The 26,313-nt window shown below is 63.7% G+C and carries 27 protein-coding genes; 20 read left to right on the plus strand and 7 right to left on the minus strand.

The window, feature by feature from the left end:
- Positions 1-54 precede the first annotated feature (54 nt).
- The 4 genes from AC1Q6C_RS21070 to AC1Q6C_RS21085 all read left to right on the plus strand — a co-directional run bounded on the left by AC1Q6C_RS21070 (position 55) and on the right by AC1Q6C_RS21085 (position 3,338).
- On the plus strand, positions 55-630 hold the full coding sequence (locus AC1Q6C_RS21070) for an HdeD family acid-resistance protein (protein ID WP_003941007.1): 576 nt from the start codon (positions 55-57) through the stop codon (positions 628-630).
- Between the two features lie 74 nt (positions 631-704).
- Entirely contained in the window at positions 705-1,271 is a 567-nt protein-coding gene (locus AC1Q6C_RS21075; RefSeq protein ID WP_003941034.1) for a PH domain-containing protein, read from the plus strand.
- A gap of 37 nt (positions 1,272-1,308) precedes the next feature.
- Positions 1,309-1,989, plus strand: a complete 681-nt coding sequence (locus AC1Q6C_RS21080; RefSeq protein ID WP_003940916.1) for a response regulator transcription factor — start codon at positions 1,309-1,311, stop codon at positions 1,987-1,989.
- Positions 1,990-2,015: 26 nt separating this feature from the next.
- Complete coding sequence (locus AC1Q6C_RS21085; protein WP_003940828.1) at positions 2,016-3,338, plus strand: sensor histidine kinase; 1,323 nt, start codon at positions 2,016-2,018, stop codon at positions 3,336-3,338.
- A 26-nt stretch (positions 3,339-3,364) separates the two neighbouring features.
- Here AC1Q6C_RS21085 and AC1Q6C_RS21090 read toward each other — a convergent pair whose 3' ends face one another.
- The gene (locus AC1Q6C_RS21090; protein WP_081557655.1) at positions 3,365-3,964 is read right to left on the minus strand and encodes a GtrA family protein; all 600 of its coding nucleotides are present in this window, start codon (positions 3,962-3,964) and stop codon (positions 3,365-3,367) included.
- A 191-nt stretch (positions 3,965-4,155) separates the two neighbouring features.
- Between AC1Q6C_RS21090 and AC1Q6C_RS21095 the strand changes: the two genes are divergently transcribed.
- The 7 genes from AC1Q6C_RS21095 (at position 4,156) to AC1Q6C_RS21125 (ending at position 11,567) form a co-directional block, all read left to right on the plus strand.
- Complete coding sequence (locus AC1Q6C_RS21095; protein WP_371698842.1) at positions 4,156-5,355, plus strand: 5-(carboxyamino)imidazole ribonucleotide synthase; 1,200 nt, start codon at positions 4,156-4,158, stop codon at positions 5,353-5,355.
- Positions 5,339-5,851, plus strand: coding sequence for a 5-(carboxyamino)imidazole ribonucleotide mutase (purE, locus tag AC1Q6C_RS21100; RefSeq protein ID WP_030535024.1), 513 nt, complete (start codon positions 5,339-5,341; stop codon positions 5,849-5,851). The genes AC1Q6C_RS21095 and purE overlap by 17 nt, the downstream gene beginning before the upstream one ends.
- 7 nt (positions 5,852-5,858) lie before the next feature.
- Positions 5,859-6,236, plus strand: coding sequence for a hypothetical protein (locus tag AC1Q6C_RS21105; RefSeq protein ID WP_065352221.1), 378 nt, complete (start codon positions 5,859-5,861; stop codon positions 6,234-6,236).
- 35 nt (positions 6,237-6,271) lie between these two features.
- Entirely contained in the window at positions 6,272-7,459 is a 1,188-nt protein-coding gene (locus AC1Q6C_RS21110) for a sensor histidine kinase (RefSeq protein WP_030535022.1), read from the plus strand.
- A 35-nt stretch (positions 7,460-7,494) separates the two neighbouring features.
- Complete coding sequence (locus AC1Q6C_RS21115; protein ID WP_003940960.1) at positions 7,495-8,187, plus strand: response regulator; 693 nt, start codon at positions 7,495-7,497, stop codon at positions 8,185-8,187.
- A 135-nt stretch (positions 8,188-8,322) separates the two neighbouring features.
- Positions 8,323-9,120 carry an ABC transporter ATP-binding protein gene (locus tag AC1Q6C_RS21120; RefSeq protein WP_042450120.1) on the plus strand — a complete coding sequence of 266 codons (798 nt, stop codon included), beginning with the start codon at positions 8,323-8,325 and terminating at the stop codon, positions 9,118-9,120.
- Positions 9,117-11,567, plus strand: a complete 2,451-nt coding sequence (locus AC1Q6C_RS21125) for an ABC transporter permease (RefSeq protein ID WP_047271709.1) — start codon at positions 9,117-9,119, stop codon at positions 11,565-11,567. Before AC1Q6C_RS21120 ends, AC1Q6C_RS21125 begins: the two co-directional genes overlap by 4 nt.
- Before the next feature lie 3 nt (positions 11,568-11,570).
- Here AC1Q6C_RS21125 and AC1Q6C_RS21130 read toward each other — a convergent pair whose 3' ends face one another.
- Together AC1Q6C_RS21130 and AC1Q6C_RS21135 are read right to left on the minus strand one after the other, a co-directional pair.
- Positions 11,571-12,284 (minus strand): TIGR03089 family protein, encoded by a 714-nt coding sequence (locus AC1Q6C_RS21130; protein WP_003940786.1) that lies wholly within the window; start codon positions 12,282-12,284, stop codon positions 11,571-11,573.
- Between the two features lie 38 nt (positions 12,285-12,322).
- Positions 12,323-13,855, minus strand: coding sequence for an LCP family protein (locus AC1Q6C_RS21135; protein ID WP_269465951.1), 1,533 nt, complete (start codon positions 13,853-13,855; stop codon positions 12,323-12,325).
- A 66-nt stretch (positions 13,856-13,921) separates the two neighbouring features.
- On the opposite strand from AC1Q6C_RS21135, the gene rfbD reads away from it, so the two are divergent.
- From rfbD to AC1Q6C_RS21155, 4 genes are read left to right on the plus strand one after another with little or no spacing between them, the layout of a single operon-like run.
- Positions 13,922-14,761: a dTDP-4-dehydrorhamnose reductase gene (gene rfbD / locus AC1Q6C_RS21140; protein ID WP_230359719.1), complete on the plus strand. Its 840-nt coding sequence runs from the start codon at positions 13,922-13,924 to the stop codon at positions 14,759-14,761.
- A gap of 43 nt (positions 14,762-14,804) precedes the next feature.
- Positions 14,805-15,719, plus strand: a complete 915-nt coding sequence (locus tag AC1Q6C_RS21145) for a glycosyltransferase family 2 protein (protein ID WP_492666763.1) — start codon at positions 14,805-14,807, stop codon at positions 15,717-15,719.
- Positions 15,716-16,798, plus strand: coding sequence for a mannose-1-phosphate guanylyltransferase (gene manB, locus AC1Q6C_RS21150; RefSeq protein WP_037125580.1), 1,083 nt, complete (start codon positions 15,716-15,718; stop codon positions 16,796-16,798). The genes AC1Q6C_RS21145 and manB overlap by 4 nt, the downstream gene beginning before the upstream one ends.
- A 32-nt stretch (positions 16,799-16,830) precedes the next feature.
- On the plus strand, positions 16,831-17,601 hold the full coding sequence (locus tag AC1Q6C_RS21155) for an SGNH/GDSL hydrolase family protein (protein ID WP_003940765.1): 771 nt from the start codon (positions 16,831-16,833) through the stop codon (positions 17,599-17,601).
- Here AC1Q6C_RS21155 and AC1Q6C_RS21160 read toward each other — a convergent pair.
- Genes AC1Q6C_RS21160 through cofD form a run of 3 tightly spaced genes read right to left on the minus strand, consistent with a single transcriptional unit; the run spans position 17,592 to position 20,531 of the window.
- Positions 17,592-18,152 (minus strand): NUDIX hydrolase, encoded by a 561-nt coding sequence (locus tag AC1Q6C_RS21160; protein WP_003940680.1) that lies wholly within the window; start codon positions 18,150-18,152, stop codon positions 17,592-17,594. The two genes, AC1Q6C_RS21155 and AC1Q6C_RS21160, sit on opposite strands and share 10 nt — an antisense overlap.
- A 4-nt stretch (positions 18,153-18,156) precedes the next feature.
- Positions 18,157-19,542 carry a coenzyme F420-0:L-glutamate ligase gene (locus AC1Q6C_RS21165; protein ID WP_230359720.1) on the minus strand — a complete coding sequence of 462 codons (1,386 nt, stop codon included), beginning with the start codon at positions 19,540-19,542 and terminating at the stop codon, positions 18,157-18,159.
- The gene (gene cofD / locus AC1Q6C_RS21170; RefSeq protein ID WP_003940958.1) at positions 19,539-20,531 is read right to left on the minus strand and encodes a 2-phospho-L-lactate transferase; all 993 of its coding nucleotides are present in this window, start codon (positions 20,529-20,531) and stop codon (positions 19,539-19,541) included. Before cofD ends, AC1Q6C_RS21165 begins: the two co-directional genes overlap by 4 nt.
- A 380-nt stretch (positions 20,532-20,911) precedes the next feature.
- Here cofD and AC1Q6C_RS21175 point away from each other — a divergent pair, with 380 nt between their 5' ends.
- Positions 20,912-21,190, plus strand: coding sequence for a WhiB family transcriptional regulator (locus AC1Q6C_RS21175; protein ID WP_020907098.1), 279 nt, complete (start codon positions 20,912-20,914; stop codon positions 21,188-21,190).
- A 175-nt stretch (positions 21,191-21,365) separates the two neighbouring features.
- Here the strand turns inward: AC1Q6C_RS21175 and AC1Q6C_RS21180 are convergent, their stop codons facing one another.
- Positions 21,366-21,854: a metallopeptidase family protein gene (locus AC1Q6C_RS21180; RefSeq protein ID WP_003940797.1), complete on the minus strand. Its 489-nt coding sequence runs from the start codon at positions 21,852-21,854 to the stop codon at positions 21,366-21,368.
- A 79-nt stretch (positions 21,855-21,933) separates the two neighbouring features.
- Between AC1Q6C_RS21180 and AC1Q6C_RS21185 the strand changes: the two genes are divergently transcribed.
- The 4 genes from AC1Q6C_RS21185 to manA all read left to right on the plus strand — a co-directional run bounded on the left by AC1Q6C_RS21185 (position 21,934) and on the right by manA (position 26,312).
- Positions 21,934-22,320 (plus strand): DUF3499 domain-containing protein, encoded by a 387-nt coding sequence (locus tag AC1Q6C_RS21185; RefSeq protein WP_007731177.1) that lies wholly within the window; start codon positions 21,934-21,936, stop codon positions 22,318-22,320.
- A 127-nt stretch (positions 22,321-22,447) separates the two neighbouring features.
- Entirely contained in the window at positions 22,448-23,821 is a 1,374-nt protein-coding gene (locus AC1Q6C_RS21190; RefSeq protein WP_492666764.1) for a phosphomannomutase/phosphoglucomutase, read from the plus strand.
- 163 nt (positions 23,822-23,984) lie between these two features.
- Entirely contained in the window at positions 23,985-25,079 is a 1,095-nt protein-coding gene (locus tag AC1Q6C_RS21195) for a tobH protein (protein ID WP_269609984.1), read from the plus strand.
- Positions 25,080-26,312 (plus strand): mannose-6-phosphate isomerase, class I, encoded by a 1,233-nt coding sequence (manA, locus tag AC1Q6C_RS21200; protein WP_063316634.1) that lies wholly within the window; start codon positions 25,080-25,082, stop codon positions 26,310-26,312.
- Position 26,313 lies beyond the last annotated feature (1 nt).

Below are 26,313 nucleotides of genomic sequence, written 5' to 3' on the forward strand. Positions count from 1 at the left end.
GTCCGTCCTTCATTTCACTCAACTGCGGGATTTACCGAGCTGCCTAGGGGCGTCATGACCACACCGATCGTTGTTCCGACCGAAGCCGAGACGGCCGAGAGCGCTCGCCGCGTACTCACCGGCGTGACGGTGCTGCTCGGTGTCCTCACATTGGGCCTGGGTATCGCGGTACTCGCGTGGCCGGATGCCACCCTGTTCGTGGTCGCGGTTGTCATTGCGATCCAGCTGTTCGGATTCGGAATCGTTCAGATCATCCGTTCGTTCGCGGACGTGACGGCTTCGGGTGGAACTCGCACGCTCGTCGCGATCTCCGGCGCGTTGGCAGTGCTCCTCGGATTCCTGGTTCTCCGTAGCCCTTTGCAGACGGTGGTTCTGATCGCGTTGGTGATCGGTGCCTGGTGGGTATTCCGTGGCGTTCTCGATCTGGTCGACGCGGCGTCCGGGCACACCGTCGATCGCGGTCTGTCGATCGTGCTCGGAGTCATCAGCATCGTCGCGGGTGCAATCGTCCTTCTGCAGCCCGAACTCTCGCTCGACGTCTTCCGCATCGTGGTCGGCGTGTGGATGGTGCTGTACGGCATCATCATCGTCGTGACCCCGTTGGTGCTGCGAAAGATCGCGCAGCCCTGAGCGTTGCCCTGAAGACGGGTGTGCCTGAAAGTCGGTGTGCCTGAAAGTCGGTGCGGGGTGGCAGACTTCCCGTCATGGGATATCCCGAAGACGCCCTCGCTCAGGACGAGGAACTGATACTGCATCGCCATCCTCATTGGAAGATGTTGGTGCTTCCGGCGCTGACGTTCGTACTTGCGACGGCCGTCGCCGGGTTCTTGTTGGGCCTCGCACAGACGAGATTGGACGGCACGGCTCGCACCGTGTCGTCCATTGCCGTCGGAATCATCTGGCTCGGTGTCGTGGCCTGGCGGTCGGTTGCGCCCTTCACGGTTTGGAAGTTCACGCATTTCATCGTCACCGATCGGCGAGTGCTCATCCGCCACGGAGTGCTCACGCACACGGGTATCGACATTCCCATGGGACGGATCAGCAATGTTCAGTTCCGTCACGGCCTGATTGATCGAATGCTCAAGACCGGAACTCTGGTCATCGCATCTGCCAGTGACGATCCGCTCGAGTTCGACGACATTCCTGACGTCGAGCACGTTCACGCCCTGCTGTATCACCAGGTTTTCGATTCCATGCAGCAGCCACCATCGCAGGCACCGCAGTGGCCGTCAGGTGAAAACGACGACCCGAATGATCGAAATGGCTGGTAATCAACGTGCAAAGGCGTGTTGTCCGTAGTCTGTTCGTGTGACTGCCGTATTGCTAGCCGAAGACGACGAGGCCATTGCTGCACCCCTTTCCCGCGCCTTGGGGCGTGAAGGGTATTCGGTGACGGTCGAACCGACCGGACCCGCTGCGTTGCAGCAGGCGCTCGAAGGTGATTTCGACCTGTTGATTCTCGATCTCGGCCTTCCGGGCATGGACGGCCTCGAGGTCTGCCGACAGATTCGTGCGCATCGCACCTCGCTCGCCGTGCTGATGTTGACCGCCAGGACCGACGAAGTCGACTTCGTGGTCGGGTTGGACGCGGGCGCCGACGACTACGTCAGCAAGCCGTTTCGTCTCGCCGAGTTGATGGCACGTGTGCGAGCACTCCTGCGTCGCCACGGTGGCCGCGAGGACACGATCGTCGAGGTCGGTGGCATCAGGCTCGAGCCCGCGGCACGACGCGTACTCGTCAACGGCTCCGAAATCGCCTTGGCCAACAAGGAATACGAGCTTCTGCGGGTCCTCCTCGAGCACGCCGGGGAAGTGGTCTCGCGCGATACGATCCTTCGTGAGGTGTGGGGCGACGTCGAGCTTCGTGGATCGAAGACGCTCGACATGCACATGTCGTGGCTGCGCCGCAAGATCGGCGACGAGGGCCCCGCCGTGGAACGCAGGATTGCCACCGTCCGCGGTGTCGGTTTCCGAATCAACACCGACTAACTTCTCGAGAATCAGGAACTGCCGGCATGCGGCGTCGCATATTGCAGTCGATTCTCGCTGTCGTGATCATGACGGCGTTGCTGCTGGGGGTTCCGCTGATCTACACGGCGTGGCTCTGGGTGGAGGACGTGACGCGAAGTGATCTCCGGGTGCGCCTCGACCGGATGGCCGCTGAGGTCATCGCGCAAGAGGGGACGAACGGACTCGTCGAAGGTGCGTTGAACACCGATTCGCTCAAGGTTCTCACCCCGAACGACGGGCGCCTCGTCGTCGTGTATCCGACCGTCGTCGACGGCGCTGCACGCGTCGACGTCGGTGAGGCGACGGTCAAGAACGCACTCGTCGAATCGCTCGCGATGGGAACGTCCGGCTCGTTGCGTCTCGAGGTGCCGTCGGAGAACCTGCGCACCCAGCAGAAGCAGGCGGTGATGGCTGTCGGCGTGCTCGTGCTTCTGTCCATCACGGCAGGCACCGTGGTTGCTGTGGTCACTGCGCGTCGGCTTGCCGATCCGCTGCAGGATGTGGCCGACCGGGCGGCGCGCCTCGCCGAAGGCGACTTCCGGCCGGATCCTCGTCGGCACGACATCCCCGAACTCGACCGCGTGTCCGACGTCCTCGATGCGGCAACCGTGGAGATTTCGGTGCGGCTGCAACGAGAGCGCGCGCTGGTTGCGGATGTCTCGCATCAACTGCGCAGTCGACTGACTGCAGTGCGGCTGCGCCTGGACGAGTTGTCCGTTCACGAAGATCCTGACGTCGTGAACGAGGCCGAGGAAGCCATGGCGCAAGTGGACAGGCTCACCGACGGAATCGACGACCTGATTCGCTCGTCGCGCACCAGTGGGTCATCGGCGAGTCTGGTGTCGGTAGTCGGCGAGCTGGAACAGGTGACTCGCGACTGGCAGGCTCAGTTCGACGGAGAGGGACGCAGGCTGCGCCTACGCGGCGATCGCACGGTGATGGCTGCGACCACAGGTTCGCGTCTGCGTGAAGCTGTTTCCGTTCTGGTCGACAATTCGTTCGAACACGGTGAAGGCACGTGCACGGTGTCGGTGCGATTGATCGACGGTACGGGTCGCAGTTCGTCTCGCCGTGACTCGATGGTGTGCGTCGAGGTCACCGACGAAGGCTCCGGTGTGGAGAACGATCTGGCGCCGCACATCTTCGACAGAGGATTTTCGGGGGCGGGGTCCACCGGCGTCGGGTTGGCGCTCGCACGTGCACTGATCGAAGCCGACGGGGGCCGACTGGAACTGCAGAGGCGTAAGCCTGCCTTGTTCGCCGTCTTCCTGCCGGTGGCCAACACGGCGCCGACCGCGGACGTCGTTCCGCGCCGCGAACCGCGCTGACCGAAAGGCCGGCGCAGACGGAAAACTCAGGAGTGCCCGAGCTCCTCTTCGGCGTCAGGAATTACCGGCTCAGGCGCTGTGGTTTCGGATAACGCTGTGGTTTCGGGCAACCCTGTGGTGTCGGACAGCTCGAGCGGTTCCGGATTCTCGTCGGGAAACACGAACTTGCGGAAGGCCCAGAATCGGAACGCCATCTGCAGCAGGTTGCCGATGACATATGCACTGATGAAGTCGGCGATGTTCTCCGTCGCCAGGCTGACTTCGGGTACGCGCAGGTTGAAGACGTAACTGGAGATGTACAGCGGGATGAAGCTGATGACGACACCGATGGCGCTGATGATGAAGAACAGCGCAGCTTCGTGCGCTGGTTCACGGCCACCACGGTTCTTGAACGACCACTCGCGGTTGAGAATGTACGACGCGATCACCGCGACGACGCCGGCGATGATCTTGGCCGTGATCGGCTTGGATTCGAGGATCGACAGCTTGAGTGTGTAGAAGATGCCCGAGTCGATGAGGAAGGTCGTTCCGCCGACGATCGCGAATTTGATCAGCTCGCTGTGACGCAGAGCGATGTCACGAAACGGTTGGGGTATGCGGGCAATGACCCCGTCGACAAATGGCACAACAGATGAGTTTACGAAACGAAACCGCGTTACCACCAATTTGCCGCGGATTCATCAGCAGAATCACAGATTGGGAACGCTGAATGAACGGGCGAACGCGGCACATGACAACATAGAGAGCCGTGACCGGCAACAACGATCCCGCGCAGATCCCCGCCCGCCCGACCACCCCTCGACCGGCAAAAGCATCCATGCCCGTCGTCACCATGATCGGTGGCGGACAGTTGGCCAGGATGACTCACCAGGCGGCGGTGGCCCTGGGCCAGACGCTCCGAGTGCTCTCCGGGACTTCGGACGAGCCGGCAGCTCAGGTCAGCCCCGACGTCGTGCTCGGCAGCCACACCGACCTCGACGCTCTTCGACGCGCAGCGGTCGGTTCCAACGCGTTGACGTTCGACCACGAGCACGTGCCCACGGAGCATCTCGAGGTTCTTGTTGCCGAAGGCGTGAACGTTCAGCCGCCGCCGCAGGCTCTGATCTTCGCTCAGGACAAACTGCTGATGCGTCGCAAACTTGCCGAACTGGGCGCGCCCGTACCTGCGTACGCCGAAGTGACGTGGGCAGAAGACGTCGTGCGTTTCGGTGCGCAACACGGTTGGCCGCTTGTCATCAAGGCAACTCGCGGAGGCTACGACGGCCGCGGAGTCTGGATCACCGACGATCAGGACGAAGCAGAAGCCATCGTCACCGAGCAGCTGGACAAGGGTGTTCCGCTGATCGTCGAGGAAATGGTCTCGATGCGTCGGGAACTGTCCGCCATGGTGGCGCGGTCGCCGTTCGGACAGGGCGCTACGTGGCCGGTCGTGGAAACGGTTCAGCGCAACGGCCAGTGCGCCGTCGTGATCGCACCTGCTCCCGCCCTTTCGAGTGCCGTTGCCGAGGAAGCCGAACAATTGGCGTTGCGCATCGCGTCCGAGCTCGGTGTTGTCGGCTCGATGGCCGTCGAACTCTTCGAGACGACTGACGGCACTCTCGTGGTCAACGAGCTGGCCATGCGCCCGCACAACTCCGGTCACTGGACGATGGACGGCGCACGCACCTCTCAGTTCGAACAGCATCTGCGTGCAGTTCTCGACTACCCGCTCGGCGACACCTCGCCGATCGCACCGGTCACGGTGATGGCAAACGTTCTCGGTGCGCCGGAAGCGCCCGAGATGACGATGGACGAGCGCGTCCATCACCTGTTCGCGCGGATGCCCGACGCGAAGATCCACCTGTACGGCAAGGGTGAGCGCAAGGATCGCAAGATCGGTCACGTCAACATCGTGGGCGGCGCCGGATCCATCGACGATCCGAATTACGTTGCCGTAGTTCGGGAACGCGCCGAGCGTGCAGCACATTGGCTTTCGTACGCAGTTTGGACCGACGGATGGGATGTACACGGTGAGTGAGAGCGCGCAGGTCGGCCTGATCATGGGCAGCGATTCGGATTGGCCGACCATGGAAGCTGCCGCCGAAGCTTTGGCCGAGTTCGGTATCCGCTTCGAGGTCGGTGTCGTCTCGGCGCACCGCACGCCTCAGCGGATGCTCGACTACGCCAGGGAAGCCGCGGGCCGCGGAATCAAGGTCGTCATCGCCGGTGCCGGTGGCGCCGCGCACCTTCCGGGCATGGTTGCCTCGGCCACGCCGTTGCCGGTCATCGGTGTTCCGGTGCCGCTCAAGTACCTCGACGGTATGGATTCGCTGCTTTCGATCGTCCAGATGCCGGCCGGCGTCCCGGTGGCGACAGTGTCGATCGGTGGCGCTCGCAACGCCGGTCTGCTGGCTGCTCGGATTCTCGGTGCTTCGGATCCCGCACTGCAGCAGCGGATGGTGGCGTTCCAGGAGAGCCTCGAGTCGATGGTGCTCGACAAGGACAAGGCGCTCCGCGAAAAACTGCTGGGCTGATCTTCTCGTGTGTGCACGACGCGGGCTGCCGCTGATCCGAGCGAGTCGGGGCAGCGCGCAGTCCGCGTTCGTCACCCGCGTCGCCCTGCTGTACGCCAGGATTCTCGGCGCGGACATCCGCTTCGACGACGAGTTCGGAATCTTTGTCGCCTCCGGACTGCGCTGCGGGTTCGCCAGAGGCGGAACAACTCTCGGTGGTGTATATCTCACGCGGCGAAACGCGACGCGACCCGTCCTTCGCCACGAGGCAGTCCACGCGGACCAATGGGCCAGGTACGGAATCATATTCGGGTTGCTGTACCTGCGTGAGGAACTGCGTCATCGCGGGCCGCGGAACCGCTTCGAAATCGAGGCCGGTCTCGAAGACGGCGGTTACCGCACCTGAGTGAGAGCTCGTCAGTAAAAGCTACTCTTGGCGGCATGGCTCGTTTTCCGACTAGTGAACGCTTCGTCCGCTGGAGCGCGGAACATGCTCGCGGTGTGGACATCTGCATTGCGACGGTTGCCGCACTGTTCAGCGTTGTCGTTGCGGTCGAGGCGAGTCCGCTGGCGGTGTTCATCTCGCTGGGTATGACCGTTCCGTTGGCGTGGCGACGCTCGCGCCCCGAACTCTCCGGCATGGTGATCGCAGGGTTCGCAGTTCTACACGTGATCTTCATCGGCAACACACTGCTCGCATCGGCCGTTGTCGTACCCATCTCCCTGTACGCGCTGGCCGCTTACGGCGCTCGGTGGAGTTCACTCACCGGGCTGGTGCTCGCGTTGCTCGGCTCGATTGCCGGAACTGTTCGATACTTCGGCTACGACGGAATCCCGGTGTCCTCCCAGGTCATGCAGTCCGTGGCCGTCATGATCTTCATGCTCGCGGTCTGGGCGTTCGGTGACCTGCGTCGAGTCCGCACCAAACAATTGGAAGGCCTGACCGAGCGCGCACGGTTGCTCGAACTCGAGCGTGCGCAGGAAGCGGAAATCGCGACGATCAGCGAACGCTCGAGGATTGCGCGCGAGATGCACGACATCGTTGCTCATTCGTTGACCGTTGTCATCGCTCAGGCCGACGGCGGACGCTACAGCGCGGCCAAGGATCCTCAGGCTGCAATTCAGGCACTCGAAACAATTGCCTCCACCGGCCGCCAGGCGTTGACCGACATGCGATCGCTGCTGTCCGTCCTGCGTGAGGACACGCCCCGTGATTTCTCGGTGATCCCGGGCGCCGGCGACATCGACAGTCTCTTCCACGAGTTACGCAGCAGCGGACTCGACATCGCCGTCAGCGTGACCGGGGAACCACGCGAACTCTCTGCGGGTGCGGGGTTGACGGCGTATCGCATCGTGCAGGAATCGCTGACGAACGTTCTCAAACATGCGGGGCCTGGAGCACAGGCGAGCGTCGAGATGACGTGGGCTGAAACCGAACTCGTTCTCGGTATCACCGACGACGGACGAGGCGGCAGCGCCGCGCTGGTCGAATCGTCACCAGGCGGACAGGGACTGATCGGAATGGCCGAGCGAGCCAAGCTGCACGGAGGCAAAGTGACCGCCGGACCGAAATCAGGCGGCGGATACAGCGTCCGGGCCGTCTTGCCGTACGAACGAACGTCTGGGTAGGTCTAGAAACGCCCGAAGGTCTTAAGGTGAGTGGCATGGACGAACACGTGGCTCCGATCGCAGTGGCACTGATCGACGATCAGCAGCTGGTCCGCGCAGGTTTTCGAATGGTCATCGACTCACAGCCGGATCTGTCGGTGGTTGTCGAGGCTTCGGACGGTCAGCAGGCGTTGACCGAGTTGGCCGCCCGTCATGTCGACGTCGTTCTGATGGATGTCCAGATGCCGAAGATGGACGGCATCGAGGCGACTCGTCGGCTCCTGGCCGACCCCGATGCGCCGAAGGTCGTGGTGCTCACCACCTTCGACAACGACGAGTACGTGATGTCGGCTATCCGGGCGGGCGCCAGTGGTTTCCTGCTCAAGGACGTGCCACCGGAGCAGTTGCTCGACGCCATCCGCACCGTGCACCGCGGGGACGCGGTGATCGAAGCCCGGGCCACTCGGCGACTGCTTCAGCACGTCGGGCCACTCCTGGAAGGCTCGGCGCCCGAAGCGCAGTTGCCCGAAGAGTTGACGCCGCGCGAGGTCGAGGTGCTCGAAGCCATGGCGTACGGGCTGTCGAATTCGGAGATCGCTGCGAAATTCCACGTCTCCGAGACGACAGTGAAAACCCATGTCGGACGGGTTCTTTCAAAGACGCATTCTCGTGATCGTGTGCAGGCAGTCGTCTTCGCTTTCCAGATCGGACTTGTCCGGCGCGCGGATCTCCTCGGTACCGAGGGCTGACGAGCAGCTCTGTTCAGTCCTACCCCGGGATGACACCGGGCTTTCCAAGATCGCCCCGCGCTCCGACGCGGAGACCACTTGCGCTGCAATAACGTCGATTCCGTCATAGCGAGAAGCTTTACGGAGGGCAAAAGAATGCATGCGCACACCACGACGGAACCAGCCGCAGTGCCGGCGATCACTGCCCGCGGTGTCACCAAGGTGTACGGCACCGGTGAGACCACGGTTCACGCGCTCGGCGGAGTCGACGTGGACTTCGGTCGCGAGCGGTTCACCGCGATCATGGGCCCGTCCGGCTCCGGAAAGTCGACGCTCATGCACTGCCTGGCCGGACTCGACACGGTCTCGGGTGGGCAGGTTTTCCTGGGCGACACCGAAGTCACGAAACTCGGCGACACGGAGCTCACCGAACTGCGACGCGAGCGGATCGGATTCGTCTTCCAAGCGTTCAACCTGCTACCGGTGCTCACTGCTCGGGAGAACATGCTGCTGCCGATGAAGCTGGCAGGTAGTGAACCCTCGCCCGAGTGGATGGACGAGGTGATCGGCAAGCTGGGCCTGTCGCAGCGCCTCGACCACCTGCCGCACGAATTGTCCGGCGGTCAGCAGCAACGCGTAGCCGTCGCCCGCGCACTACTGCCGCAGCCCGACGTGATCTTTGCCGACGAGCCTACCGGCAACCTGGATTCCCGTTCCGGGACAGAGGTTCTGGGACTCTTGCGCACCAGTGTCCGGGAGACCGGTCAGACGGTCGTGATGGTGACACACGATCCGGTGGCGGCGTCGTACGCGGATCGAGTCGTGTTGATCGCGGACGGGCGTATAGCCGGAGAGATCGACCATCCCACCGTCGACTCGGTGATCGGTGCCATGCGAGCTCTCGGTGCCGACGACCTGGCCGATGTTCCTGCAGTTTCGGGTGCACTGCGATGAGAGGTCTGGCTTTTGCGCAGGCGCGGGCACATGCCGGGCGCTATGTGGCGTCGATACTCGCGGTGGTGATCGCCGTCGGATACATCGTCGCGACTTTGACCTTGAGCTCGACGGTCGACGCGAGTGTGAGCAAATCACTTGCGACGCAATACGAAACCACAGATGTCGTCGCGTCCGGTCCAGGCGTGACAGAAGCACTGCTGAGCGCGGTGCCGGGCGTCTCGGCGGTGGCCGACGACGTGTCGACCTATGTTCGTGTCGACTCCGAGGCAAAGGGCGCGTCCTACGGGGATGCGCTCTCGATTGCCGACAATCCCGAATTGCGTTGGGAGAAGGTGTCGGAGGGATCGATTCCGGCCGGTCTGGGGCAGGTGTTGGTGAGCGCGGACTCCGGGATACCGATCGGTGCCCGAATCACAGTCACGGCACGGGATTCGACGGTCGGTGCCGCCGCACCCACCGCGGAGGTAGTCGGACTGGTCGACCTCTCCGGTTCGGCGCAACGACTGGGCGGGATCAAGATATTCACCACCGCCGAGCAGGTGAGCGCGTGGGCCGGTGACAGTGCCGAACGTGAGTTCCGTGTCGCCGGTGACGGTTCACGCTCTCAGCAACAACTCGTGGATTCGATCGCGAGCGCGTTGCCCGCGGACTCCACCGTGCTGACCGGCGAAGAAGCCACAGACAACGCCGCAGCCGAATACATGGGCGGCACCAAGATCCTCAGCACGGTGTTGCTCGCCTTCGGCGCCATCGCCGTTGTTGTTGCCGCGCTGGTGATCGCCAATACATTTGCCGTGCTGCTCGCGGCGCGCACTCAGGAACTTGCGTTGCTGCGATGCGTCGGCGCCACGGCCAAACAGGTTCGCCGGAGCATTCGCAGTGAAGCCGCGGCGGTCGGCGTGATCGCCTCGGTGATCGGCGTCGGACTCGGTGTCGGACTTGCCTGGGCAATCGGTCGCGTAGCAACGGCCGCAGATGTGCCGGTTCCTCTTTCGTCACTGAGCGTCACCCCGGTGACCGTGCTCGTCGGTCTTGCCGTCGGCATCGTGATGACGATGCTCGCTGCATCTGCGCCCGGGCGGGCGGCAACGAGGCTCTCCCCGCTGGCAGCACTGCAGCCGATGGAGTCCAAGCCCGAGAGCGTTCAGGTATCGGTGGTGCGCCGGGTTCTCGGCGTCGTGATCCTGCTCGCGGGCATCGCGATGACCGTCCTGGGAGTGACGAATCAGCAGGTGCCGGCCGCAACCGCCGGTGGACTGTTCTCGTTCCTGGGGATCGCGGCACTGTCCGGTCGAATCGTGCCTGCACTGATCAATGCGGCCGGCGGAGTGTTGGCCAGACTGATCGGTCCGGTGGGAAGCCTGGCAGCAGGCAACGCCGGTCGGAACCCACGCCGCACCTCGGCGACAGCCACCGCATTGTTGATCGGTGTGGCCTTGACGAGCACGCTCGTCGTGGGAATCGCGACGGTCAAGGAAGCCGCACCCGCGGCGATGGACAGTCAATTCCCCGTCGACGTCATGGTGAGCAGTTCAGGTTCGGCACCGCTTCCCGCAGGGTTGGGCACAGACATCGCCGCGGTCAACGGTGTCGGCGCGGTGAGCGGTCTGGACAAGGCCGAACTGACGATCGACGGGCGCGGTTCGTTGGCCGGATTCGGCGTCGACGCTGCGCGGGTGAAAGATGTTCTGCGTACCGAGATCTCGGTACCCGCGGCCGGTCAGTTGGTGCTCTCGCCCGCTGACCTGACCGAATACAAGCTTTCGGCGGGCGATACGGCGACGGTGCGTGGGGATCGCGGCGTCGTGAACGTCAGCGTGGTCGAGGGCGTGAAAGGTCAACCAGCACTACTGGATCGAGGCGATCTCGGTGCAGCGGCCACCGCGCCGACCACCGATTCGTACTGGGTAAGGCTGGGGACGGATACTGACGAACAGGCTTTGGCCGCCACCGACCGCATCACGGAACTGGCACGCCAGGAAGCGCCGGGCAGCGATGTTCAGGGCATGACCGAGATGCGTTCAGCTCTCGATTCGATCCTCGACACCATGCTCATGGTGGTTGCCGGATTGCTGTCGGTAGCGGTGTTGATTGCTTTGATCGGCGTCGGAAACACCATGGCACTGTCCGTTCTCGAACGGCGCCGCGAATCCGGACTGCTTCGCGCACTCGGACTGACCAAGAAGGGAATTCGAGCCATGTTGATCTGGGAAGCGCTGCTCGTGGCAGGAGTCGCATCGGTGATCGGAGTGCTGTTCGGGATGGTGTTCGGTGTAGCCGGTACCGCATCGGTATTCGGGATCGAGGACGTCGCCCTCAGCGCAGTGCCGTGGGTGCAGTTGGTAGCCATCGTGTTGATCGGCGGAATCTGCGGTGTGATCGCGTCACTGCTCCCCGCTAGGCGGGCGGGGCTGGTGTCACCGGTGACAGCTCTCGCGAGCTAGCGGTCAGAACTGTTTCGTGACCTTCTCGGTGCCCACTCGGCGCGCGGTAGCTTCCGCGTCCGGGTGGGCCACCTGCACGAGTGAGGCGCCCGCGGCGAGAACTGCCAGAAGCCCGTCGATCAATTCGTCTGCCGTGTCCCACGTGCGACTGGAGAGGACACGATCCGTCGACACCAATTCGACGTTCTTCGCCGATGCCCGTGCCGCGTCGATCGTGTCCGCTACGGACCGGCCTTCGAGCGCCGAACCGGCTCCGGCGCTACGGAACTGGTCGCCGTGCACACGGATGGAGGTTGCGTAGTCGGCGACGCCGAGCGGAAGATCGCTCAAACCTTTGCCGAACGCGTCGAGTGAGAGTGCGGCTACCTCCGGTACGTCCGCAACATCGTCCAGTCGGTCGGCAGTGACGAAAGCCAGTTCGGCGTCGGCGTCGGGGGAGAGGACCACCTCACCGCCTGCCCACCACACACCCAGCAAGACGGCGACGCTCTGCCAGTGCGCGGGAAGCAGCACGGCAACTTTGCCGCCCGGCTCGAGAGCGAACTCGTCGCGGACCATATTCGCTGTCTTTGCCGCCCAGTTGGCCAGAGTGCTCGCAGACAATTCGATGCGCTCGCCGGTGGCGTCGTCGTAGTAGGTCACGCGAGGGCCGGCCGGGTCGGCAGCCAGGATCGGTCCGAGGAGGGCGTCGGTCAGGTTGTCTACAGGCGAAGGCACGTCGTCAGCTTACGCAGCCGTTCAGTTCACACAATTTTTCAGTTGACACAGCGCGGGCCGTTGGAGGCCGCGTCGATCGGCGGGCCGGGAGGGGCGGGAGTGGGGCTGGTCTCGGTGGTGCTCGACGATTCAGTCGTGCTTGTCGCTCCTTCGGGCGGGGATACCGCGTCCGCGGACTGCGGGCCGCTGTAGTCCTCGGCAATGACAACCCGAACCTTGCCCGAGGACAATGACGAATCCGCCTTGACCGTCAGACCGCCGAGTGCCTCGGCCACCGCGAGTGCTGCGTCGTCGTCCGCGGACTTTGCGAACACCGTAGATTCGGTGACGTCGGAGCCGGTGTTGTTGCCGACCTGACCCTGCTTGTATCCGAGGGCACTCAACGCTTCGGAAACCCCGCTGGCCAACCCTGCGATGTCACTGGCGTTTGCGACGTCGACCGTGATCGAGGACGCATTCACCGTGGTCGGTGCTTCGGAGGTCTCCTCCGAGTCCTCGCTGTCGGCGCCGACCAATCCCGCGATGTACTTCTTGACGGCCTTGGGATCGACCTTGACGATGGACTCGCCGTAATCGGTCATGCCGTTGATGTCGAGAACGGGAATTGTCTCGAATTGCACCTTGCCGCCGGCCAGATTCTGCAACTGCTTGGCGAACTCGATGATGTCCCAGTCGTCGTCGATCACGACGGAACGCTGGACAGCCGAGGTCAGCTGACTGAGCTTGCCGGGGTCACTGAGGGTTTTTGCGCTGAGTACCTTGCTGACGAGAGAAGCCATGAACACCTGCTGGCGAACGATCCGGTCCAGGTCGCCGCGAGGAAGATCGTGTCGTTGTCGCACGAAGCTCAGCGCGTCGGCACCGTCGAGTGTCTGTTTCCCGGCCGCGAAATTGGCTCCGGACATCGGTTCGTCTACCGGCGCGTTGAGGCACACGTCGACTCCGCCCACTGCGTTGGTCAGCAGGACGAATCCGAGTAGTCCGACTTCGGCGTAGTGATCGACGGTGATGCCGGTCAGATTCGCCACCGCTCCGATGAGCGCGGTCCGGCCGGCTTCCGTCGACTTCTTGTCTGCGTCGCTGTCGGACGACCCGTTGTTGACCAACTTCAGCCGTTCGGTTTCCTTGGTGGCACCGAACGCGGCGTTGATCTTCGACATACCGATACCCGGGACGTTGACGTACGCGTCGCGGGGAATCGAGATCGCGGTCGCGGAACTCCCGTCGTTGGGGACGCGGATCAAGATGATGGTGTCGGTATTGGACGCAACTTCCTCACCTGCGCGCAACGAGTCGAGCTCGCTTTGTGAGAGCGGGTTGCCGTGCGCGTCCGTTCGACTGTCCGTTCCCACCATCAGAATGTCGATGGCGCCGTCCTTGCCGCCACCGAGGCCGAGTCCGCTGGCAGTGGCAAGGCTGTTTCTCAACGAGTCCACACCCCGCCACGCGAACCCGGTGACCAGCAGTACGAGCACGGACAGCACCGCGACCGCTATGCGAGCCGGGCTCGTCTTGGTCCGAATCGGCGCAGGTCGTGGACGCGCGCGGCGCTGCGGTTGCTGGTGGGACACCCCTTCAGGTTACTGGTCCGATGCTCGGCCGCGGGTACCTCGACGCGGCGTGCCAGACTCAACCGTGTGACGAATATCCTGCTCACCGGCGCCCGAGGGCAGCTCGGAACACGTATCGATGCTCTCGCAACGTCGGCGGGTCACACTGTGACGGCCGTCGGTTCCCGCGAGCTCGACATCACCGACAGCCGCGCGGTCGACGACTTCGTCTCGCCTGGTTCGGTGCTGATCAACTGCGCTGCGTACACGGCCGTCGATGCTGCCGAGACCGACCAGGAGGCGGCGAGGGCGGTCAACGAGATCGGACCGCGGAATCTCGCGCAAGCCTGTGCGCGGGTGGGTTCGCGGTTGATCCACGTTTCGACGGACTACGTCTTTCCGGGCGATGCAAGCTCGCCATACGACGTCGATGCACCGACCGGTCCCGCGACGGTCTACGGCCGAACCAAACTGGACGGCGAGATCGCTGTTCGAGAGTCGGGGGCTGACGCGGCCGTTGTCCGCACCGCGTGGGTGTACTCCGGTGTCGGCACGGATTTTGTCGCCACGATGAGAAGGCTCGAAGCCGAACGCGAATTCGTGAACGTCGTGGACGACCAGATCGGGTCACCCACGTACAGCGTCGATCTGGCCGGCGGCATCGTCGAACTCGCGCTGCTGGACTTCACGGGTGCGTCGACATTCCACGTGACCAACGGCGGGCAAGCAAGTTGGTACGAGTTGGCGCGAGCTGTTTTCGAGGAGATCGGAGCAGACCCTGCTCGGGTGCGCCCGTGCAGTAGTGCGGAGTTCGTACGCCCTGCCTCTCGCCCGGCATATTCGGTCTTGTCCGAGCGCGCGTGGGTTACCGCGGGAATGACGCCGCTGCGTCCGTGGCGAGAGGCTCTGCACGCCGCTCTGGCGTGAGCATTGTTCGGGGCAGTGGCCGCGGACGGCTAGGCTGACCGGCGTGAGTCCCAAGCTGGCCGTGGTAACGGTGACCTACTCGCCAGGCGAGCATCTCGAGAATTTCTTGAGCACGCTCGCTGTGGCGACGACAGAAAAACCCCAGGTCATCATGGCCGACAATGGGTCGACCGATGGTGCCCCCGAGGCCGCCGATGCCAAGTACGAGCATGTCCGTCTGCTTCAAACCGGCGGAAACATCGGGTACGGGGGAGCGATAAATCGGGCTGTAGCGGAGATCGATTCGTCGATCGAATTCGTCGTGATTTCCAACCCGGACGTCCAATGGGCACCCGGTTCACTCGACGAATTGGTGGCTGCGGCAAATCGGTGGCCAAGGGCCGGTGCACTGGGGCCGAAGGTCCTCGAACCGGACGGCAGTGTCTATCCGTCGGCGCGAACGGTGCCCGACATCACCTCGGGCGTCGGGCACGCGTTGCTCGGTACCGTATGGCCGAAGAACCCGTGGACTGCTCGTTACCGTCAGGAGAACGAGGCCGTCACCGAGCGTGCAGTGGGGTGGCTTTCCGGGTCGTGCCTGCTGGTGCGACGCGACGCCTTCGACACCATCTCCGGTTTCGACTCTCGTTACTTCATGTACATGGAGGACGTGGACTTCGGTGACCGCCTCGGAAAAGCCGGGTGGCTCAACGTATTCGTCCCCTCGGCCGTCGTCACCCATGCCAAAGGCCATGCGGCAGGACGTCATCCGGAACTGATGTTGCCTGCCCATCATCGCAGTGCGTACCAGTTCCAGGCTGATCGCCATCCGCACTGGTGGCAGGCTCCGCTACGACTTGCCTTGCGCGGTGGCCTCGCGGTGCGATCCAAGATCGCCGTAGCTTCTGCAGTTCGCGAGCGCGCTCGCACCGACAACTCGACCGACAACCCATCAGTTTCGAACCACGGGGGAAAATGATGTCCGATCCGAATCCGACCGACGCCGTAATCCTGGTAGGCGGCAAGGGCACTCGGCTGCGTCCGTTGACGCTGTCGGCGCCCAAGCCGATGCTTCCGACAGCCGGCCTTCCGTTCCTGACGCACCTGCTCGCCCGCATCGAGGCAGCCGGAATCAAGCACGTCGTGCTCGGAACGTCCTTCAAGGCAGAGGTATTCGAGGACTACTTCGGCGACGGCTCCAAGATGGGCCTCGAGATCGACTACGTCTTCGAGACCGAACCGCTGGGCACCGGTGGCGGAATCCGCAACGTGCTGCCGAAGTTGCGCGGTGACAACGTCATGGTGTTCAACGGCGACGTGCTCGGTGGCACCGATCTGAACGGCATTCTCGAGACCCACGAGAAGACGGACGCCGACGTGACCCTGCATCTGGTTCGTGTGGGAGACCCGCGAGCATTCGGTTGTGTTCCGACCGACGAGGACGGACGAGTCTCGGCATTCCTGGAGAAGACCCAGGATCCGCCGACGGATCAGATCAACGCCGGCTGCTACGTCTTCAAGCGCGAAATCATCGAACAGATCCCCGAAGGACGACCGGTATCGGTCGAGCGCGAGGTGTTCCCGAATCTGCTGGCCGAGGGCAAGCGGGTGTTCGGTCACGTCGACTCGTCGTACTGGCGTGACATGGGAACCCCCGAGGACTTCGTTCGCGGTTCCGCCGACCTGGTGCGAGGTATCGCACCTTCGCCGGCTCTCGAAGGTCCGCGCGGCGAGTCGCTGGTTCACCCCGGAGCCGGAATCGCGCCGGGCGCTGTCCTGATCGGCGGCACGGTTGTCGGTCGGGGCGCAGAAGTCGGCGCAGGCGCTCGCCTCGACGGTGCAATTCTCTTCGACGGCGCCGTCGTGGAAGCCGGCGCGGTGGTCGAACGATCGATCCTCGGATTCGGCGTCCGTATCGGACCCCGAGCGCTGGTCCGCGACGCTGTCATCGGCGACGGCGCGGACATCGGTGCGCGGTGTGAATTGTTGCGCGGCGCACGCGTGTGGCCGGGGGTGACGCTGCCGGACGGTGGCGTGCGCTTCAGCACAGATGTGTGATCGTTAGCTGACCTACTGGAATACTGGCGGGTATGACTTCTCTTCCGAGCCGTTACGTTGCCCTCGGTGACTCGTTCACCGAGGGCGTCGGCGACGCCGACGAACGATTCCCCAACGGTCTGCGCGGGTGGGCAGACCGAGTGGCCGAGCAGCTGGCGGTGAACAATCCCGACTTCCGCTACGCCAACCTGGCGATTCGTGGTCGCCTACTCGGACCGATCATCGACGAGCAGTTGGAACCCGCTCTGGCGTTGAAGCCCGATCTGGTGACCATCTACGCCGGCGGAAACGACATGATGCGTCCGAAGCTCGACATCGATGCGATGGTCGCCCGCTACGATTCGGCAATCGGTCAGCTCACTGCATCCGGCGCTCGGGTTCTGATGTTCACCGCGTACGACACCGGATGGTCCGCCTTCTTCGGCAAGCTCCGCGGACGTCTGGCGATCTACAACGAGCTTGTTCGCGAGGTGGCCGACCGCCACGACGCGACCCTCGTCGACTTCTGGCGATTCTCCGAATATCAGGACCTTCGGATGTGGGACTGGGATCGCCTCCACATGTCGCCCTCCGGGCACGAGAACATGGCGACGCGTGTGCTCGACGTGCTCGGCGTCGAACACGGATTGACCCCGCCCGATCTCGGGCCTGCGCCGGTTCTCACGAAAGCCGAAACTCGTCGCGAGGATCGTCAATGGGCGCGAGAGTTCTTGGTGCCGTGGGTAGCTCGGCGCGTGAAGGGAACATCTTCGGGCGACGGCGTGAGCGCCAAGCAGCCCCAGCTTTCTCCGATTCAGTCCTGATTCTTGCGCTGACGGGCGAGCGCGACCAGGTGGTCGATGGTCTCGCGTTCCGCTGTAGGTGGGAGCGCGTCCACCGGCCACCATCTGAGGTCGGTGGACTCTGCGCTGCGGACGATATGTGAATTGTCCGGCGCCACAACAAGAAACCGTAGATCGAGATGGCGAGTCGGTACTCCGAGTGAGCACGTGATCGGATGCGTGTGGGCGGAGAGTAGGTCCGCGTCTATCCGAACGTCGTGAATTCCGGACTCCTCGCGAGCTTCCCGCAATGCCGCATCTACCACCGTCTCGTCGTCGGGCTCGCAGTGGCCGCCGAGCTGAATCCACCTGCCCACCTTGGGATGCAGGGTCAGCAAGACGTGGCAGCCACTCTCGTCGAGAACGAGAGACGACGCGGTGATGTGTCCCGGTGCGTGGCGACGAAGGCAGCCGTCCGGAGCCGAATCGAGGAACGCGAGCATCGTGTGCCGCAATGATTCGTCCGCTTCGGAGGACGTCTCCCAGCCCTCCAGGACGCCCTTGGCGGAGGCGTGCAGCGATTCGGCTGACATGGACCTACAGCTCCACCAACGCGTCCCCGGGGGCGGAGACAGAGCGCGGAGTCAGTGGTTCGAGGGGGTGCCCGATTGCGATGGCACCGAGTGGCTGCCAATCCGCCGGGAGATCGAGTTGTTCGCGTACGAGATCGGCGGCGAAGATCGTCGATCCGATCCAGCAGCTTCCCACGCCGCGGGTGGCCAACGAGACCAGCAGTCCCTGCACTGCCGCGCCGGCGGCGACCGTGAACATCGTCGACTCCGCCGCGGTTCGTCCGGCATCCGGATAACTGTGTGCGCCATCGGGCACGCAGAAGGGAATGACGACCTCGGGGGCGTCGAACAGGATGTTTCCGCGGGCAACCCGGGCCTCGACGGATTCGTCACTGCGACCGTCGGCGCGAAGATCGGCGGCCCACTTCTCGCGCATCTGCTCGAGAAGAGCCGTGCGGACCGACTCCGTGCGTAGCCACACGAATCGAACCGGTCTCGTGCGGTGCGGTGCGGGAGCGGTGAGTGCCTCGGCGATCGAGCTGCGAATGATCTCCGCGTCGACGGGATCACTTGCGAACTGTCGAACCGATCGACGCAACAGCAGCGCCTGGCCACGGCCCATCGCCGTAGCTTCCTCGGTGCCCAGCCAGAACAGATCGTCCGGGCCGCGGCGAATCAGATCCTGGCCACTCGAACCGTCGTCCTCGAACCGAAGCCCACGAACGACGGCGACGGGAACGCCGCCTAGCTTGCCCTTGACCAAGTCGCCCGCAGCGGCGATTTCGTCCGCGATCGCGATCTCGGTGACGATCAGATCGTTGCCCTGACTGTCCTGTGCTCCGAGGTAGCCGTGCAGGACCGGAATGCCGGAGGAACCGATTGCGGCGTCGGTCTGCCCGTTGCGCCACGCACGACCCATCGTGTCGGTGACGACGACGGCGACGGACTTGCCCGTGCTCTCGAGAATTCGGGCGCGCAGACCCGCAGCGCTCGCATCCGGATCCACGGGGAGTAGCGCCAATTCGGCACCGTCGACGTTGGAGCCGTCGATGCCCGATGCGGCCTGCACGATTCCGAGTTTGTTCTCGGTGATCAGAGTGCGGCCCTTGCGTGCCACGACGCGGACGGCTTCCTGATCCACCAGGAGGCGTCGTGCCGCGTCGCGCTCTTCCGGATCGGTCGGTGAGGAAACGATGCGACCCTCGACTTTGGAGAACACCTTGCTCGTGACCACAACGACGTCGCCGCTCTCGAGCCACGGCGTCGCGTCGACGACAGCGGTGGCCAAGTCGTCTCCGGGCCGGAACTCGGGAAGCCCGAGCACGGGAATGACTTCGATTGCGGCGCCGGGGGAGTGATCACCGGGAGAGTGATTTCTGTCGCGGCTTGCTTCGGTTCCGGGCTCGGTCACAGTTCGACTCCGGCGATCTCGAAAGCCGTGCGAACCATTTTCGCGGTCTCTTCGGGGGACGTCATCAAAAGTGGGATGCTTCGCACGTCCACCCCGTCGATGTCGGCCGTGTCACCTTCGTCGACGAGCCAGCCGTCGAGAATACCGTTGATCGAACGAGCTCCGTAGTGGCGACCGATCGCCTCCGAAGTCGTCTCGACCCCGATCACCTCGAGGCACTCGTCAGCCATGCCGCGCAACGGTTTTCCGCCGATGACGGGGGAGAGGCCGACAACCTTGGCCGCGGTTGTTCGCAGGGCACCGCGAATGCCGGGCACCGCGAGGATCGCGCCGACGCTCACGACGGGATTGGACGGTGCGATCAGCACGATGTCGGCACCGTCGATCGCCTCGACTACCCCTGGCGCAGGCTTGGCCTGCTCGGCGCCGACGTGAGCGAAGCTGTGCGTTTCCACCTGTGCCCGATGGCGTACCCACCACTCCTGGAAATGAATCGCCTTCTGCTCACCGTCTTCCGGATCGGTGATCACGACGTGTGTTTCGCTGCGGTCGTCGCTCACGGGAAGCAGTGCGACACCGGGATTCCAGCGATTGCACAACGCTTCGGTGATCGCGGACAACGGATATCCCGTGCGGAGCATCTGGCTGCGAATCAAATGCGTTGCGATATCGCGATCTCCGAGGCCGAACCAGTCCGGCTTCGCGCCGTACGCGGCGAGTTCTTCTTTCGCATTCCAGGTTTCGCCGGCGTGCCCCCACCCGCGTTCGGTGTCGATACCGCCGCCGAGTGTGTACATACAAGTGTCCAGATCGGGGCAGATGCGCAGACCGTGCATCCACACGTCGTCCCCGACGTTGACGACGGCCGTGATGCGATGTGGGCCTTCGTATTTCTCGAGGGATTCACCACCGGCGATTCCGAGCGCGTTTTGAACACCTTGAAGGAAACGGGCCCCGCCGACGCCGCCAACCAATACAGTCACGTTCACGACAACAGAGCCTAGGCGGTCGGCGCGTCGTCGTGTCTGGCGGGCAGAAGGTCCCGTCAATTGAGGGCCGGAATACTAATGGATTCATCTCGTTTAGCTTGACCGCGACACGCTGGACGTGTGTAATCTCAAATGTGTCATTCCAACCGCTACTTGTGAGTTCACTTGCAGCGGGGCCGGTTTCGAACACAGTTTCGAACGGTCGACGGGGTGGGGTTGAAGATGGAGTGAAAATTCTGCGCTATTACAGGTGAGGAGGCGGAACGATGCCCAATGAAAATGTCGAGATCAGTTCTCTCGCAATGACAGTAAGCGACGAACCGCAGACCGATTCCCGAGCAGGCGCAGCAGAAGGTGCCTGCAGCAGTGAGTTCGACGGTATGAGTACTCGGCCAGTGCTGAGTCTCGTCACCGGCTTCGAAGAATTGTTCGACACCATCGAGGATCAGTGGCAGGAGCGTGCTCTCTGCGCGCAGACCGATCCCGAAGCGTTCTTTCCTGAAAAGGGAGGATCGACGAGGGAAGCAAAACGGATCTGCCTCGGTTGTGAAGTTCGTGACGAGTGCCTCGAGTACGCGCTCGCGAACGACGAACGGTTCGGAATCTGGGGAGGGTTGTCCGAGCGCGAGCGTCGGCGACTCAAGCGGGGGATCATCTGATCTGCTGCTGAATCGGTTCTGTCAGCGTCGGGGCTGACGGGCGGTCTTCGAAAGTCTGACCTGCAACGGGGAATTGCAGGTCAAGCAACGACTGTTTTGTTCTTCGTGTGGATTTACTTCTTCGTGTGACATCAGTTTTTTCGTCTGACAGTGCGTCAGTCCTCGTCGGGCAGTATCAGTCCTCGTCGGGCAGCGTGGGGTCGATGACCTGTGGGTCGACGCCCAGATACGTGCCGACTTGATGGACCAACACGTCGTGCACCAGATCCGTGAGTTCTTCCGGATCCTTCGCTCGCTGCTCCAATGGGCGGCGAAACAGCACAATTCTTGCGCGAGTCGTATTTCCGTGACGGTCGATTCCGGCCGGAATCAGTCGTGACAGTGGAACCGGGCCGTCTGCGATGACCTCCGGCGGCCATGTGACGGACTCCGGATCGTGCGCGTGAATCTTCGGAACTTCGTCCACTGCGATGTCGAGTTTCGTCAGCCGGTCGTGCCATGCGAGGTCGACGGGAGAGAAGGCGTCGAGCACCAGGAGATCGAACTTCTCCGCGCGGGTACGCCTGGCGGGCACCTCCGGGGGAAGTAGCGGTCCGCGCAGGCCACGGCCGTGTCGCTCGATGGAACGAGTGGTGACCGAGCGTCGGCGGCGGGCTTGTGGCATGGCGCCAGATTACGACAGGAGAAACTGCTCGGTGTGTCCGAGTAGGTTCCGGACGTGGGGAGGGCTAGGCTCCGTACCTGTGAGATCTCTGCGTCGCTGCTGCCGCCCCGGGTGCAAGAACCCCGCCGTCGCGACGCTTACGTATGTCTACTCGGACTCCACTGCGGTTGTCGGGCCGCTGGCAACCGTCGCCGAGCCCCATTCATGGGATTTGTGTGACACTCACGGCTCTCGAATCACCGCCCCCAAGGGGTGGGAACTCGTCCGCCACGAAGGCGGATTCGCGTCGAGTACTCCCGACGAAGACGATCTGACCGCTTTGGCTGAAGCTGTACGTGAGGCTGGTCTCGGAGATCGCAGCAAGTCCAACGTCGATGCAGATGAGGACATACGTCCCGCAGCTCCGAGTACTGCCCGTACAGGGCGTCGTGGACACCTACGCGTTCTGCCCGACCCGTCCAACTGACGCGAGATTCGTCGCCGTAGACGCTAGGCTCGACCGAGTACTTCCACACCCGAGTACTGCGAATCTCCGGACGCCATGCGCCCGGACGTTCCCGTCTGTGAGGGTGCATGCACAAGGAGAGTTTTCAGTGGGGCGAACAGCCGAGTCGGTTGCTGCAATCATCAAGGCGTACGACGTACGCGGTGTGGTCGGTGAGCAGATCGACGAAGATTTTGTCCGCGACGTCGGTGCGTCGTTCGCCCGCCTGGTCCGCGACGAGGCCGGCGCCGCCACGACGGTTGTGATCGGCTACGACATGCGCGCATCGTCGCCCACACTGTCTTCGGCTTTCGGTGACGGCGTGCTTGCTCAAGGGCTCGACGTCATCTACATCGGATTGGCGTCGACCGACGAGCTCTACTTTGCATCCGGTTTGCTGAACTGCCCGGGCGCGATGTTCACGGCGAGCCACAATCCCGCCAAGTACAACGGCATCAAGATGTGTCGGGCCGGCGCCAAGCCGGTCGGTCAGGACACCGGCCTCGCAGTCATCTCCGCCGAGGTCGTCTCGGGTGTTCCCGCGTACGACGGACCGGCAGGCACCGCCAGCACCAAGGACGTCCTCGAGGAATACGCGAGCTACCTCCGCGGATTGGTCGACCTGGCTGCGTTGCGCCCGCTGAAGGTCGCAGTCGATGCAGGCAACGGTATGGGTGGCCATACCGCGCCGGCCGTATTCGGGCCGATGCCCCTCGACGTCCTGCCGCTGTACTTCGAGCTCGACGGCACGTTCCCCAACCACGAAGCCAATCCGCTCGATCCGGCCAACCTCGTCGACCTGCAGGCCTACGTGCGCGAAACCGGAGCGGACATCGGCTTGGCGTTCGACGGTGACGCGGACCGTTGCTTCGTCGTAGACGAGAAGGGCGACCCGGTCTCGCCGTCCGCGGTGACGGCACTTGTCGCCAAGCGCGAACTCGCGAAGGAACCGGGCGCGTCGATCATCCACAACCTGATCACGTCACGGGCAGTGCCCGAACTGGTCGAAGAACTCGGCGGCGTCGCTATTCGTACCCGAGTCGGCCACTCGTTCATCAAGCAGGAGATGGCCGAGACCGGTGCGGTGTTCGGCGGCGAGCACTCCGCTCACTACTACTTCCGCGACTTCTGGGGCGCCGACTCCGGCATGCTCGCGGCGCTGCACGTACTCGCCGCACTGGGCGAGCAGGATCGTCCGCTCTCCGAGTTGATGGCGGAGTACACCCGCTACGCGGCCTCGGGCGAGATCAACTCCACCGTGGCTGACGCGGCAGATCGTACGGCCGCTGTACTGGCGGCATTTGCCGACCGCACCGAGTCGGTGGATCGCCTCGACGGTGTCACGGTCAGTCTCGAGGGAAATGCCTGGTTCAACTTGCGCGCGTCCAACACCGAACCATTGCTGCGACTCAACGTCGAAGCACCCACGTCCGCCGATGTCGACGCATTGGTGAACGAAATTCTGGCGATCGTCCGGGCTTGAATCCGAGTCTGATCGGTTTGTCGGTGAGCCGAAGCCCTGGGATAGTTGGGGGACTATCTCAGGAACGACGGCCTCGGGAACGAGGGCTTTGCCACCACGGACCGCGTGGAGCTGGAATGCTGGATGGTGCGGGAACTGCTAACGGAGAAGGGGGTGCGGTGAGATGACAGCGCCGATGCCGCTTCTCGACCTCGACGACAGCGAGGGTTTGTCAGCTGCCGATTCGGAAGGGCTACTGCGGTCTGTAGCCATGGGCGGCGCACAGATTCGGGCCACCGCGTCGGCCGTCGGTGAGGGTGTGATCTCCCGATTGGCCGGTCTGCGTCCGCGCAGCGTCGTACTGATCGCCGGCGCGGGTGGCGCCCGGCACGGAGCCAGGATCGCGCTTGCTCTCGTCGGAGATTCGGTCGGTTGCCCGCTCCTCGTTCTCGACCGGACGCCGTCGTGGGCCGGGCCATTGGACGTGATCGTCGTCGCCGGTGACGATGCCGGTGATCCACGCCTCGTCGAATCCGTTGACAGTGCCGTACGCCGCGGCGCCGAGGTTGTTGTCGCCGTTCCCGACGAGGGGCCCATGCGAGCCGTGGCGGCCGGGCGCACCATGCCCTTGCCGCCGCGGCTCTACGCCTCGCCCCGGCACACGATGACGCGGTTCCTCGCCGTCTTCCTCGCGGTTGCCGCCGAAATCGAGGGCAAGGGATCGATCGAGGACCGTTCGGCGGTGCTCGGTCGAATCGCCGACGCAGTTGATGCGGAGGCGCTGCGGGACGGACCGGCCAACGAGGTATTCCACAACCCGGCCAAGTCGTTGGCCACCAGGATGAGCGGCCGGCGAGTCGTTCTGTGTGGAAGTGGTTCCGTGACAACAGCACTCGCAGAGTTCTCGAGCGTTGCGCTGATGAGCTCCGGCCTGAACGCCGCTGCCGCCGAGATGTCCGAGGTGATTCGTTCGGCGCGGGCACTGTTCGCGCCGGACGCAACTTCACGTGATTCGGTGTTCCACGACCCCTTCTTTCACGATCCGCAACTCGACGGCGCGCTGCCGACCCCGCCGGCGCGGGCGTTCGTCTTCGCGACCGAATCCACGCGCGGGGAGGCGAGGCGCCGGATGGACGCACTGGCCGACGCCGACCTGGTGGTCGCGGCAGACGAAGACCAGACCAACGTGGTCATATCGGAGATGGAGCAGGTATTCGTGTTGGCGTCTCGAGTAGACATGGCCGCGGCGTACGTGCAGTTGACGGGCGGTGCGAAGTAAGTGCGTGAACTCGAAGGTGCACTTCGTTCTTACGCGTGGGGCTCGCGAACGGCAATTGCCGAACTACGCGGTCTTTCGACTCCGTCGAATCATCCCGAAGCGGAATTGTGGTTGGGCGCGCACCCGGGTGACCCGGCGCGCGTGATCACCGAATCCGGAAGCGAGTCGTTGCTCGAGGTCCTGCACCGCGAACCCGAACGCGAACTCGGCCGTGAGAACCTCGAGGCATTCGGTGAGCGACTCCCATTCCTGCTCAAGCTGCTTGCGGCGGAAGAACCGCTGTCACTTCAAGCGCACCCCAGCGCCGTTCAAGCCGACGAGGGTTTTCGTCGTGAGAACGCACTCGGCGTTCCCATGGAATCGCCGATTCGCAACTACAAGGACGGCAGCCACAAGCCCGAACTCGTTGTCGCACTGAGCAGATTCGAAGCGCTTGCCGGATTCCGCGAGCCGACGCGGACTGTCAAACTGCTGCGCGCTCTGGCCGTCGACGAGTTGGAGCCGTACATCGGTCTGCTCGAAGGGCAACCCGATTCCGACGGACTGCGGGCGTTGTTCACGACATGGATCACGCTGCCGTCCACGGTGCTCGGGACCTTGCTCCCTGCCGTACTTGCCGGGTGCATCACCTACGTCGCACACCACGACGCCGAATTCGTGACCGAGATCCGCACCGCGCTGGAATTGAGCGAGGCGTACCCCGGCGACGCCGGCGTTCTGGCGGCACTGCTGCTCAACCGCGTCACCCTCGAGCCCGGCCAAGGACTGTTTCTCGCTGCGGGAAATCTCCACGCGTATCTTCATGGACTCGCGGTCGAGATCATGGCCAACTCCGACAACGTGCTGCGCGGCGGGCTGACGCCCAAACACGTCGACGTGCCCGAACTGTTGAGGGTTCTGGACTTCGTCGGGGCCGATATCGAAGTGCTCGATCCGGCCCCGTCATCAGGATCAGGTCAGTCAGGATCAGGTAGATACGAGTACGTCACGCCGGCGCCCGAATTTCGTTTGACGCGTCTGGAGTTCGACGCTAATTCCACGGACATCGTCGTCGACGCTTCAGGCCCGCGGATTCTGATCTGCACCGACGGCGCGGTCACTGCGACGTGCGGCGCCGACACTCTCGACCTCGATCGAGGCCGAGCGGCGTGGATCGCTGCCGACGAGCCTGCGATACACCTGAGCACACGGACCCCGACTGCGCAGGTTTTCAGTGCCGTAGTCGGAAACTAGG

Source organism: Rhodococcus sp. MT28, assembly GCF_058792695.1.